Consider the following 13364-nt stretch of genomic DNA (forward strand, 5'->3'; position numbering starts at 1 on the left):
TATCCTTTATCTACTATGAGTTCGTAGTTGTAACCGTTTCTTTCTCTTGTTTTTGTGTTTGTCTCGGTCGGAATATTGCTCACATGTTGGTGAAGTGTTTTGCCAAAGCAATTGCGCTAATGTACTTAGATTTGGACTAGCGAACAGATCAGTAATTGTAATATGGCTATAGCCATTTTTTTGTAGTGCTGCATGAAGTTGAACCAATTGTAAAGAGCTGGCACCTGCTTCGAAAAAATTTGTTTCAGGTGCTAACGTTATTCCAATAACTTGCTTAACAAGTTGTTGTAGTTTTTGTATTGTCTGACCTGTTTTTTGTGTATCAGTAGATTGTTTATAATGTGTGTTTTGATTATTTTTGGCATTGAAAACTGGGGTGATGACGAGATTATTGCATCTTGGTATAAGTTTATTTAGTGGCAATTGCCAAGATTGTGGTTCAGTAGCCAGTTTAGTGAGTATATGTTCATATTGCTGGAACATGGAAAAAATGGTTGTGTAGTCAAATAATTGTTCGACAAAATCCCAGTTTAAATATAATTCACCGTCTGACTCATATACTTGATGATCTAGCCATGTTTGTGGTGTTTGTGATATTCCCCAAACAGGTTTTAGCCATGAATGATGAGAAAGAAAACCTTCATCATGTTTATAGCCCAATGCACAGGTAAAAACGACAGGTATCTCTATATGAGACATCTGTCGTTGAATTGCCATTTCACGCATTACTTTAATGGCTGAAACACTACGATGTTGCATATCTTTATGTAAACGTTTTTGCATCATTGAGATACTGTTTGACCAAAGATCACAGGTATACCAATCGAGTAATTGTAATGAGGTAAAATCACCAAGTACTTCATTTATTTGAGGATGTACAGGATGCCGATTAAATAATGTCAAATTAATTGTTAACTCAGGGCTTTTACTCCATGCGGATAATGTGGCGCAATAAGCAGCAATCAAAAGTGCTGCTGGCGTAACATTATTTTGCTGAGCAACTTGTTGTAGTGCTTGCCAAACAGAAGTAGATAATGATGTTTGTAAACGCGAGAAGCGAGGTTGCACAATCTGTGCTGGATCTTTTATTAGTGGCAATTGTGGGGCTGGTGGTAATTGTGGTAAACGCGTTAACCAATATTCCCAATCATTTTGTGTGTTAATCGGATAGGCATCACAATCAATATAATCTCGAAAAGTAATATCTAGAGGGATAAATTGGTGATTTGGCTCCATATACAGTGTTTTTAGCTCACTGAAAAATATCTGCATACTCATTCCATCAAGGAATAAGTTATCAAGGCTAATAAAAATATGATCTGGTTGTTCTTTGGTCTTGATAACTTGAATAGTAAATAAAGGCCAAATTTCTGGATCATAAACAATGTTAGCAAGTTGAGCTCGTAATACTAGAAAAGCGTCACTTTTTTCTGTAGGGATATAATGCGTTTTAACGGAATAATAAGGAACTTTTTTAAGTACTTGTTGTTGTCCATTAATAATGACACCACGTAACATATCATGACGAGAAATCAACTGATTAATTGTACGTTCTAATTTAGGTACATCTAAATTTTCCGCTATAAAATGGACAAAAAAATGTGTACCAACACCCCCAAGTGTAAAATTATTTTGCCGTCCAACTAAGTAAGCTTGCTGAATATCAGTGAGTGGAAATGGATTGTATCTATACGCCTCGTTATGTGAAATTGCTGGCTGTTTTTCGAAAACTTCGCTCTGCTTTATATTTTGTGCAAAATCAGAAAGGATCGGATAAGCAAAGATATGCTCCAGTTCAACTTGGTAGCCAATATGGTTTAAATCAGAGATCAATCGAATAGCAACTAGGCTATCTCCCCCTTCACGAAAGAAATGACTGTGACGGTGTATCTTGTTGGTGCCAAGGAGCTTTTGCCATATTGTTATGATGATCTGTTCTTTACCATTGATAGGTTGTTGATTTAGGTATTCTTCTTGGTATTCCTGACAATACAATTTTAATGATTGGTTATCTATTTTGCCATTTGCGGTTAAGGGGAACTCAGTTAGAAAATAAATATGTTTTGGGATCATATAGTCTGGTAAAAATTGGCGCAAATCATGCTCTAGCTTATTTTTATCTGGTAAATAAATTTTTTCTGGTGCTTGGTATAACTGTGTCAATATTTCGCCGTTAACTCCTTCACTTTTATAAGTCGCAGTAGAAGCGCTAAAGATATCTTTGCATTTTTTTGCTGTTAATAATTCATCAGCAGGATCACTACCATTTTGTTGTAATAAAGAGATGCTTATCAGTGATTGTGCAGGGGCATGTAACACTTCTTGTATAAAAATCATTCCACTCGGAGCACAGAGTGAAACGAATTTTTGTATCTCTTTTTGTGGGCTGTCTAATCGATGAAGATAATTGTTCATCCAAATGATATCTGCACTATATCGATTTTTATGAAGAAATACTTCTGTAAGAGGCTCAGCATAACTATTTTGATAATCTGATAAATTTTGGTTAGCTTGCGTTACCATTGAAAGAGACTCATCAGTTAGCAGTAGGGTAACCATATTATTGGGTAATCGTTGCAGAATATAATTTGCTGAAATACCGCTTCTAGCACCTAATTGAATGATTTTTATTGGCCTTTTTAGTGAATGATGAAGTTCTCTTATTTGTTGTAGTAAATTTTCTAAGGAGTAGTGCATTCCATCAATACGCATAGTGACTTGTTCTGGTGACCAATAGGGATCATCAAATAGTGTTAGAGCTGATTTTTTACCTTTGAGTATGTCTGTTAAATTGTTTTTGTGGCGCTGCAAATTTTCTATTAGCGTTCGCTGGGTACTATTAGTTGGGGGGGAATTGAGTGTAGTTTGTGGATATTGTGCTATTAAATTTAGCCAATTAGCCATTAATGACTGATAGCTAGCGATAATGCTATGGTCATCTGCTGATTTTTTTTCTGACAAGAGGTTGTCGAAATCAATATTTTGTTCAGTAAGATAATCATATAAAAATCCAGCTATGATTGCCGTTTCTTGGGATTGTTGTTGTACATTTATTGGGGTTGAGCGCAGATAGTAGAGGGGAGAAAAGGTGCTATTTGAACTGATAATATCCTGGTAATTACCCGAATTTAGTATCACAAAAGAGTGTAATGCTTTTTCTTTATTACCATTACCAAGGCATAGTGTAATCGCATTTTGCACACCCTGAAGCTTATTGAATGCAGCATCAATTTCCCCTGGTTCTATACGGTATCCGCCAATCTTAACTTGGCGGTCACGTCTTCCTAAAAATTCAAGTATACCGCCAGGGAGATATCTTCCCATATCACCTGTTTTATACCAATTTTCACCATTTTGTTTTACAAACTGTTGTGCTGTTTTTTCGGGATCGTTTAGGTAGCCTAACGCAACGCCTGCACCACCAATCCAAAGTTCTCCTGATACCCAATCAGGGCAATCTTCTCCTCTAGCATTAACAATACGATAACGTTGGTTGGATAAAGGATATCCATAAGGTATCGAGCTCCAGGATGGGTCTAATGTTGTGACATTAAAATAGTTAGACCAAATAGCGGCTTCTGTGGCACCTCCCATGGCGACTATTTGTCCATCAGGGCAGAAATTATAGTAACGTGTCGGGAGATCAAGCCCAATCCAATCTCCAGAGAGATAGATTAATAGCAGCGATTGTGGAATGGATGACCCTATTCCTTCTGCATAGGTTAGTAACATATCAAACAGTGCAGGTACGCTGTTCCAAAGTGTTATTTTATGTTGGTTAATAAGTCGTAACCATGCATCAGGATTACGGCGCTCATCTTCTTTAACTAATACAAGAGTCCCTCCGGCATTTAAAACACCGAAAATATCATAAACAGACAGATCAAAATGTAGTGCTGATATGGCAAGTACCCGATCTTTGTCTGAAATGTTATATCGCCGATTGAGATCAAGGCAGGTATTCATTGCGCTGGCATGGGATACAACAACACCTTTAGGCTCTCCAGTAGAACCTGAAGTATAAATAACATAAGCTGCTTGATGAGGAGATATATCTATATTGTGTAGTGGTTTATTCTCGGAGGGTTGAACTTTTTGCCAAACAATCCTGTTACAAAATGTAGCATAGATTGAATAGGATGGATCGCTATCAGATACGATGAGTAATGAAAGCTGAGCATTTTTAGCAATGCGGTTTATACGTTCTTCTGGTTGTAGTACATCAATCGGAACATAAGTTCCCCCCATTAATAAAATAGCCAGAACGCTAATGATTTGCCCTACTCCTTTTGGCATACATACACCAATTCTGTCTTCTGGTTTATAACCTTGTTGTATTATTTGATCACTGAGTATTGTTGCTTTAGATAATAATTTTTTGTAGCTCCATTCCTGAGAGTCGATATCAATGACAGCAATTTTTGATGAATTTGAATAATTATGGAAAATAGACTTATGCAGTGTATGTGGTAATAGTGAATTATCTTTTTTGATAACTGATATTCTATTTTTTAATTGTTTTTTAGGAATTAAATCAGGTTGGGTTTCAATCCAGGCATTAGGATCGTTGGCAAGTTGGCGTATACGAGAAATATAAACATCAAATATTGTTGTTATAACATCATTCCGGAACAAGTCATTGTTATAATCCCACTGTAAAACAATATTTCCACTTTTGTTAATTGCCATGTGATCAAGCCAAACTTGTGGGGTTTGTGATATTCCCCATCCTATAGAACCTAATACAGATTCTATATTTTTATCAATAAGTGGTTGATTAATATGGCTAGTAAAGACAACAGGACACCCATAAGGATGGGTGCCATTTTTACGAAGGTCTCTAATGATATCAATACCAGAATAATCAGAATGTTGCCAAGCTTCAATAAATGTATTTTGATTGTCTTTAGATAATGAAATTAATGGTCGATTGTCTGTTTTCATTTCTAAAAGAATGACATTAGTAAAATCAGCTATAATATTATTAACTGCAGGGGCTAATGGCTTTCTATCAAATAATGTAAAGTTGAGTAATAAGCTATTTTGGCCAGTCCATCTTGCAAGTACAGATGAGAAACAGGTTGCTAATGCAATGGAAGGTGTAATATTATTTTCTTTAGCCAAATTACTAAAGTTTTTCCATTCTTTTGAGCTAAATGTCCAGCTAAGGCGTTTAATTTTTATTTTATTTATTTTTTCTGGATCCATATATAATGGCAGAAGAGGAGAGTCTGGTAGGTTTGGGATTTTATTTTTCCAATATTGATATGCTGATTCTTTGTTTTCATACTGTTTTTTATCTTGTAAATAATGGTAAAAGTCATAGTGCTCATCTAACTGAGGCAGTATTTCTCCGCTCAATAATAAACAAAGTTCAGTAAAGAGTAATGAATAACTTGTACCATCTGCAATCAACATATCAATATTAGTACATAAACGATATCTGTTGTTAGGTAGCGATATCATGTGAAAATCAATTAACTGACCGCTTTCAACATTTAGTACCTGATGGCTTAATTTTTCCCGTAATTGTAAAAGTTTTTTCTCATACTCATCTTTTGGTAATTTACTAAAATCATGATATGTAACATATTTTCTATTTGGGTTAGGAGACCAAAATTGTGTACCCTGTTGGTGAAATACTATATTCAACATGGGATGACGTTTTGATAATAATACTAATGCTTTCTCTAGACTTTCCGGAGTAAATTTAGGGGTGCCATCAAATTCTTGATAAATTTGGCAAGCAACACCACCAAGAGTTTGTTTATTCAAACGGCCGACAAAATAGGCATGTTGTATAGGTGTAAGTGAAAACTCACCAGCATTTTTTATTGTTTTATGTGTATATATATTATCTTTTCTTTCTTTTTTATTTATATCTGATTTTTTTAATATTTTATACCATCCTTTTATTGTTGGATTTAAATACAAATCTTTTAATGTTATAGCATAACCATTTTTTTGGAAAATATATAAACATTGCATAAATCCAATTGAATCAAGACCTAATTTTATCAGATTGTCCTTATCTGAGAATTTATTTTTGTCAATGTTTATTTGCTTGGAACATAATTCTTTTATGTTATTAATATCACTTAATATTTTCATTTCTATACCTTAATTATGAGTTATTTATGGCGGAGGATTGTCATTGGTACAGTACTTGAGCTAATGTTTTCATGGACCAATCCTTCTCTTGATGCCTCCTTAATTACTTGTTCAATTCCAAAAGTATACCAATCTCTTTCTATATTAAAATTTCGTATGACTTTATCGTCTTCTATGATTTTAAAATTCATATTCCAACGAATAGCCTCTTGATCTATAGGTTTGCCACTTAAATAAATTTCATAGATATGGTTCCCTATTTTTTTACTATTTAATAGTATCTTAGAAATGTTACAAGGCGTATTAAACGGCATTGTATCTACCAAAATAGCACCTTTTTTTTCTAGCCCATTTGCAAGCTTATTCCATAATATTTTTCTATCATTCTGATTAAAATATCCTATACAGCCACATATAATAGCGGCAGAAAATGATTTTGGTAGAATGGTATTTTGAAATGTATCAGCAATCACAGTTACTTGGTGTTGTATTTCAGGCAACATCATAATTCTTGTCATTAGGCCAATACGCATAGATGCAGACGGTTCAATTGCAAAAATATGTATGTCTGGAAACATTTGCGCAATTATACTTAATTCTTGGCCAGTGCCGGAACCTATATTTAACCAGTTGCCTGTTTTTACTCCCATAAACTTCAAGGATTTTATAAATGTATCTTTACGAGTTTCCCAATGAGGTTCGCTTAAAATATCATACATTTCAGCAGACTGAGTATAATAATCTTCATAGTTATCCATTCTGTAATTACCTTATTCAATTTCCTACTAATTATACATATTGCTCAAAATTGTTTGATGAAATATTTAGTTTAAGGCGTTTTTTATTAATTTAATGGAAATTAGTACTGCGATAAAAGTATAAATAGATGATATTGCAAAAACAAAATGATAAGACCAGTTCTCCGCTGTCCAAGTGCCTAATAGAGTAGCAATGATTGCTGTAAAAGCATTTGTACATTGGAAAATAGTGAAATCAATACCAGCTTGTTTCAATGAAGATAAGCTCATTAAACCAGTGTAAAAAGAAACTAGTCCTGCAGAAAAAAGAATATATTTGAACCCTATAAGTAAAAAAAGTATTTCATGTGGGATATATTTTATTCCTATAGCCATGGATATGAAAGTAAAAATTAAACCTTGTAAACCATAGGTAATGAAAATTGATTTCCATATGCCAAATACTTTTATTAATATACCACCTAAAAGTGTTCCAAATAGGCTTGCACAAAAATTGAAGCTTCCTATTAATAGTGCAATATTATTTAATGTAATATTTATATCTATTAATAGAGGTCCGGTAATCATATCTGTGATTCTGTTACCTCCTTCTAATAAAACTACTAATAAAATACCAATTCTTACCTCTTTTCGATTAAATGCATATGATAATTTTGGTATATGGTAAGTTTCAGATGTGGTTAGTCTATCTGATTCTTTAAAGTAGAGTGTTGGAATTGTAAGTAATATGATGGTTAGAGCTGATATAGCAAATGCAGTATTTAAGCTAAAATAACTGGAAATTAATAAAAAACCACTAGTGCCTAATAATGCTCCTATTTCTCCTCCGCCAACTTGGGCAATATTTCCCCACCCTCTATTACTTGCCTTAATCTGTTCTACCGCCATGCCATCACATGCAATGTCAATAGTCGATGTTAAGAATGCACATAGGATAAATATTCCAAAAATCCAAAGATTATTCAGTTTGCTTATATTATCGTTAGGGTTTATTAGAATAAGTAAAAAAACTAAAAGAGCAACCAATGATTGACCAATAAGAATCAAGTTACGTGAACGGCGAAATTTTTTTCCAAAAGGTAATCTCAGGCGTTCAATAAATGGAGACCATAAAAATTTAAGTGTCCAAGGAAGCATAAAAAGTGAAGTCAATCCAATTAAAGAGAGAGAAAATCCTTCACTTCTTAGTAAGGTTGGTACAGATTGCATGATAATCATTGATATAAGGGTTTGGGTGATATAAACCCCACCTATAGCCATAATGATCCTTCTGTTGGCTGATAACTCATAACAGATTGATTTATAGCAGCAATGATCCTTTTGTTTTTTGTCATTGGTTTGCACTCTATTAACCCACCTTAATATTCATGTTTTCTGTTACTCAGCACACTTTCATAAGTATATATAATTTTCATGCTCAAAATGTGATCAATCTCAAATAATAATAACAATGCAAATGATATTAATTCGCATTAACATTTCGGCGTAAAGTGCCATTGCACATTTTGGGGTTTATATGGAAAATAAAGGAACTTTATTTAAATCTATATCTTTTGTAGCGGCTACAATGGTAACAGTAAGCTCTGTAGCTGCCACAGAACAGCATGATAATACAATAACTGTTACTGCAACTAAGCGCATTCAAAGTAGTTTTGATGTAATTGGTAATGTGAATGTTCAAACTGATGAACAGTTAAAAAAATCTTTAGTTAATCAAACTGATGATTTGAGCGCAGTTTTTCCTGAGTTGTTATCTGCAAACCGAAGTTCGCGTATTTATAACAATATGACTCTTCGGGGCCAATCTTCGGCCGATTTCTTTTCTCCAAGTTTGGGACTGTTTGTTGATGGTGCTCCCCAGCTTTCTCAATCGTATGCTCAATCTCTTCAAGGGGTTGAGCAAGTTGAGCTACTTAAAGGCCCACAAGGAGTTATTTATGGGCGTGGCACATTGGGAGGGATTATCAGTGTTATTACCAAAAAACCCAGTAGTCACGCTGAAGCATGGTTAGGGGGGCAATATTTTGGTCAAGGGGAAAGAATCAATACAGGAGGAAGCACTGGCTACATGGAAAACGGCTGGGCTTTTCAGGGGAATGTTAGTCTCGATAGAAATAATGGTTCTTTGAACAATCCAGCATGGGATAAAAAAAATGTTGATAGCAGAGATATAAAAGCTGGATGGTTGTCTGCTAATTATATTTCCCCTGATACATTATTTGAGTCTAATTTAAAAGTAGGTGGAGAAAATTACCATTCTCATGAGGAATATTTTGTTCCTTTTTCACCTCTTTCACGTTCAAAAATTGATACTGAATGGTTATATGAAACACCTAATCTTAAACGTAAATTAAAAAATATTTCCTGGAATACAGGTTATGATTTTAATGATGAATGGAAGTTTAAAACGATACTTTCTTATCAAAATATGGATATAGATAGATTGTTTATGGACGGAACGTTACAAGATGATTCTCAGGATATTTTGTATTCAGAAGCAAGAGCTAATTATGAGGGGGGGGATCTAAGTGGAATTATAGGGGTATCATTTCAAAAGATGGGTTATAGACATGATAATTTATCTGTAGGGAAAGTCGGAATGGGAGGAAAAAAATCTGATAATGATATTTATAATTACTCTGGATATTTTGATGGTGCATACAGGATAAATGACAATTGGGAGTTAGGTGCAGGGGCTCGTTTTTCTCACGAAAAAGCAAAAACTCGAATGATTATTTTAGAAAAAGGAAAAGGTGAGTCTAATTATAATAATAATGCAGTTTTTAATGCCTTTATTCCACGAGCAAGTATCGCCTGGCTTCCAAATGAGCAGAATCGTATATGGTTTGGAGTTGGCCGCGGTTTTAAACCTGGTGGTTTTAACAAAGAAGGGGTTGATAAACTAGCTCTGACTTCTTATAAATCGGAAATTGCCACGGAAATGGAATTAGGTTGGAAATGGCACAGTGTTAATGATAACCATATGGCCGAAATTACTTTATATCAAATAGATAGTAAAGATGTTCAAGGATATGTAGGTGTTATTGGTTATCAGGCATTATCTAATATGGGAGATTCAAGAAGCCGAGGGATAGAATATCTTTGGAAATCAAAGCTTACCCCTAATCATAGTATTTCACTGGGTGGCATGTTCAATCAATCAGAGTTTACCAGTGGAGAACATAAAAATAAAAGACCTGCTTATACTCCTAGTTATAGTTCATTAATTTCATGGGAGGGCTTATATGGCAAGGAGCAAAAGTGGTCTTCTCGGATTGCAGTCAGATTTAATGGACCATTTTACTTTAATGAGCAAAATAATTTAGAACAAGGGCATTATACTGTTGTTGATGCATCAATATCATGGCACCCTACAAAGCAATATGAACTTAGTATCTATGCGAAAAATATTGGTGATGCTTTATATCGAACGTATGCATTTGGTAATAAAGCACAGCTAGGTAATCCGAGAGAGATCGGGGTTCAGGGAAGTATTAACTTTTAGGGTATAGTAAAATCCGCCTGTGCCAAAAAGCGGGTTTTTATTGTCAGCCTTAAACCACCACCTAAGCAGGTGATGATTGACCCTGTGAGGCTATAGCCTGAAGGAAACCCATGTTAAAAAACTACCTCTTACTCACCACAAGTAAAGAGGAAATAACATGGGTTTATACAGAAGTTCATCACATGTGTATTGACGTTGCAAATATCATCTAGTTTGGACTCCTAAATATCGTTATAATATATTGAAAGATAAAGTAGGAAAAGAGCTTTATAGAATAATTTATATTCTCTGCATTATGAAAGACTGTGAAGTATTGGTGCTAAATGTTCAGCCAGACCATGCTTATTTAGTTGTAATGATCCCACCTAAACTATCAATATCAACACTAATGGGAGTCCTGAAAGGACGTAGTACGATAAGGTTATATAATCGATTTCCACATATACGTAAGAAACTTTGGGGTAATCATTTTTGGGCTAGGGGATATTTTGCTGATACGGTGGGGGTTAATGAAGTCATCATTAGGCGTTATGTAAGGCATCAGGATAAAGTTGATCAAGAGCTCGACCAACAAATGGAATTGTTGGGGGATTAATAAAGAATATAGCCCCCTTATAGGGGGCCCAATTTAAAACCACCTCTTTTAGAGGCGGTATTTTACACCCGCCGTTTTCTTTTTTTTCGGAAAACTAATTTCCTATTGAGAGCGCTTGCTTTTCTGCGCACAGTGTGCCTGTGACTTTATTTTGTTAACTCAGGACAGAAAATGCGTATGAAAACTCTCCCGATATGTCTTGCCCTGACCTCACTGTTGTTGGGGGGCTGTGCAGACAAGCCAGCCCAGCCTACGGAAGCGGCGGCAGACATCGCGATTCCGCTCAACGTCGGTTATGCTCAGCCGCTGCTCCCAGATATTTATCCGTCAGCCCCAGAAGTGGTGCGTTATGACCGTTACCGACTGGTTGATATTTCGCCTTCACAGGCACAGCGTTACCCGCTGGAACAAATTGTTCATCTGCGTATTCCTGCTTCCGTCTCCCCGACAGTCGGGGATGCGCTACATTATGCCCTGCGTGATTCCGGATATCGTCTGTGCACGTCCGATGGACAGGCGAACCACCTTTATCGTCTGCCGTTACCCGCTGTTCATTATCAGATGGGATCGATCCGCCTGAATGTGGCGTTACAGATCCTTGTCGGTCCGGCCTGGCAGTTGTGGGTGGATGATGTGCAACGGGAAGTGTGTTACCGACTTCGTCCGGAATACACGCCATCTGCGCCGGATGCAGGAATGAGCGGCGCTTCATCCGTCTCTGTGGTCACCCCACTTTCTGCGGGCAGTACGCCATTACCGGTGCCACCGGTGCTTAACACTTCCACTGGTCATACCGATGTGAATAAGGTTCATCGCGGAGGGTGGCTGAAATGACTCATTCTGAAGAATTGTCCGTAACCCCATTACATAAAAAAATTTACCGGGGGGTGATTGTGACGGGCGTGGTCGCCTGTGCTCTGGTGGCCGGTATCCCGCTGTTTATCCACAGTAATGTTATCAGTTCACACTCAGAGGCTCTGTCACAACTCGGACAACGATTACAGGCGATTGAGATGAAGATGGCTGACTCTGTCACGGATGACCGGATGAATGCGCAACTGGACGTGCTCCGTCAGGGGCTGACGACGCTAAAACAGGATGTGGCATCACAGCGCGACACCCTCAGAACGGTGACAGCACAGCTGGCGGTGGCCGGCAAACCGGATGAACAGATCGCCGTACTGTCTGACGGGCTGGAAAAACGGCTGGCACAACTGGAAACCCGCCAGGCACAGTGGGCACTGGCGTTACATCAGTTGCAGGAACAGCGTCAGCCGGAACAAAAAACGGTCAATCCCCCGGTTGTCAGGGCAAAACCCGCCACGCCGGAAACTTCCCGTCTCGGGGCTTCTGTCCGTCCATCCCGGACCGTGCCGTTTCAGTTAACCGCGATTGAACAGCGGGGCGGTCGTCTTCTTGCCGCACTGGCTCCTGCGGATATTCGTCAGCTGGGGCAGGTACAGTTACTGCCGGTAGGCGGACGTTATCAGGGCTGGGAAATGACCGACATTCAGACTGATCGTGTGACATTACGTTATCAGGGGCGCACGGTGACGTTGCGCCTGCCATAAAAGGAATGCCGTGATGAAAAACATAAGATGCGTGGTTTTACTGGGTGGGTGTCTGATGTCCGCACCGCTGACAGCTGCACAGTCTGTTTCCGGGGCAACCCGACCGGTTCAGATTGAGGCGGGGAAATCGGCTGAGAGTCAGACACAGTCATTGCAGTATGAGGCGCAGGAATGGGGACTGAGTGCGGAGGAGTATGCCCGTTTTGAGGCGCTGATGAAAGGGCGGCGCGGTATTCAGTCTCCCGGACTGGATCCCCTGACGACATTGGGTATTGAGGCCCGGTCAGACGAAGAACGCCGCCGGCTGGCTGAAAAGTGGGTACAGCAGGAATTTGCCAGGGCAGAAAAAGAGCTGGCGTTTCAGCGGGAAGTAGATGCTGCCTGGAAGCGGCTCTATGGTCAGGTATTACCGGTCAGTCTGGGAACATTCGGCAGGATGGAACAGGGAACAGCGCAGCGCCGGCAGGCACTGTTTGTGCAGGCGGAAAATTGTAGCGCGTGTGATGCCCGTCTGGCTACTCTGCTGGCCGGCAAACAGCCGTTTGATATTTATGTGCTGGGGACAAAGGGGGATGATAACCGCCTGAGGGCTTGGGCCAGACAAAAAAATATCCCGGCAGAGCGCGTCAGAAAGCGGGAAATTACGTTAAATCATGATGGCGGTCTCTCGCTTCAGTACGGACTGACCACCACACCGGTGGTGATGCAACAGTTACCGGATGGGCGGTGGCGTCCGCTCACACCTTAATCCGGAGGCGTGATGCGTAAAAATTCCCTGCTCACTCTTGTCCTGCTGCTGTTTTCCGTGCCGTTACCGGCTCGGG

Annotated in this window: 7 protein-coding genes and 1 pseudogene; 5 read left to right on the forward strand and 3 right to left on the reverse strand. The window is 38.2% G+C overall.

Annotation, left to right across the window (positions count from 1 at the left end; genetic code table 11):
- Positions 1-6: 6 nt before the first annotated feature.
- The 3 genes from AACQ49_RS15715 to AACQ49_RS15725 form a co-directional block, all read right to left on the reverse strand.
- A complete protein-coding gene (locus tag AACQ49_RS15715; protein ID WP_046334514.1) occupies positions 7-6111 on the reverse strand; it encodes a non-ribosomal peptide synthetase in 6105 nt (2034 codons plus the stop codon).
- A 20-nt stretch (positions 6112-6131) separates the two neighbouring features.
- Positions 6132-6869, reverse strand: coding sequence for a class I SAM-dependent methyltransferase (locus AACQ49_RS15720; RefSeq protein WP_004252336.1), 738 nt, complete (start codon positions 6867-6869; stop codon positions 6132-6134).
- Positions 6870-6935: 66 nt separating this feature from the next.
- Complete coding sequence (locus tag AACQ49_RS15725; RefSeq protein ID WP_281130415.1) at positions 6936-8213, reverse strand: MFS transporter; 1278 nt, start codon at positions 8211-8213, stop codon at positions 6936-6938.
- 172 nt (positions 8214-8385) lie between these two features.
- Between AACQ49_RS15725 and AACQ49_RS15730 the strand changes: the two genes are divergently transcribed.
- From AACQ49_RS15730 to AACQ49_RS15750, 5 genes and pseudogenes are all read left to right on the forward strand, one after another.
- Positions 8386-10374 carry a TonB-dependent receptor gene (locus tag AACQ49_RS15730; protein ID WP_000428182.1) on the forward strand — a complete coding sequence of 663 codons (1989 nt, stop codon included), beginning with the start codon at positions 8386-8388 and terminating at the stop codon, positions 10372-10374.
- Between the two features lie 157 nt (positions 10375-10531).
- A pseudogene (gene tnpA, locus AACQ49_RS15735) lies at positions 10532-10969 on the forward strand (IS200/IS605 family transposase).
- A gap of 171 nt (positions 10970-11140) precedes the next feature.
- Complete coding sequence (gene pilL2, locus AACQ49_RS15740; protein ID WP_004239720.1) at positions 11141-11803, forward strand: PFGI-1 class ICE element type IV pilus protein PilL2; 663 nt, start codon at positions 11141-11143, stop codon at positions 11801-11803.
- The gene (locus tag AACQ49_RS15745; RefSeq protein ID WP_000149725.1) at positions 11800-12540 is read left to right on the forward strand and encodes a hypothetical protein; all 741 of its coding nucleotides are present in this window, start codon (positions 11800-11802) and stop codon (positions 12538-12540) included. The genes pilL2 and AACQ49_RS15745 overlap by 4 nt, the downstream gene beginning before the upstream one ends.
- A gap of 13 nt (positions 12541-12553) precedes the next feature.
- Positions 12554-13288, forward strand: a complete 735-nt coding sequence (locus AACQ49_RS15750; protein WP_000790124.1) for a TIGR03759 family integrating conjugative element protein — start codon at positions 12554-12556, stop codon at positions 13286-13288.
- Positions 13289-13364 lie beyond the last annotated feature (76 nt).

The sequence above is a fragment of the Proteus sp. G2675 genome, assembly GCF_963886535.1.
Lineage (GTDB): Bacteria > Pseudomonadota > Gammaproteobacteria > Enterobacterales > Enterobacteriaceae > Proteus > Proteus mirabilis.

What these genes read in the sequence shown, in the direction of transcription:
- AACQ49_RS15715 (WP_046334514.1), bottom strand. Translation starts at nt 6,111, where the DNA reads ATGAAAATATTAAGTGATATTAATAACATAAAAGAATTATGTTCCAAG.
- AACQ49_RS15745 (WP_000149725.1), top strand. Translation starts at nt 11,800, where the DNA reads ATGACTCATTCTGAAGAATTGTCCGTAACCCCATTACATAAAAAAATT.
- pilL2 (WP_004239720.1), top strand. Translation starts at nt 11,141, where the DNA reads ATGCGTATGAAAACTCTCCCGATATGTCTTGCCCTGACCTCACTGTTG.
- AACQ49_RS15720 (WP_004252336.1), bottom strand. Translation starts at nt 6,869, where the DNA reads ATGGATAACTATGAAGATTATTATACTCAGTCTGCTGAAATGTATGAT.
- AACQ49_RS15730 (WP_000428182.1), top strand. Translation starts at nt 8,386, where the DNA reads ATGGAAAATAAAGGAACTTTATTTAAATCTATATCTTTTGTAGCGGCT.
- AACQ49_RS15750 (WP_000790124.1), top strand. Translation starts at nt 12,554, where the DNA reads ATGAAAAACATAAGATGCGTGGTTTTACTGGGTGGGTGTCTGATGTCC.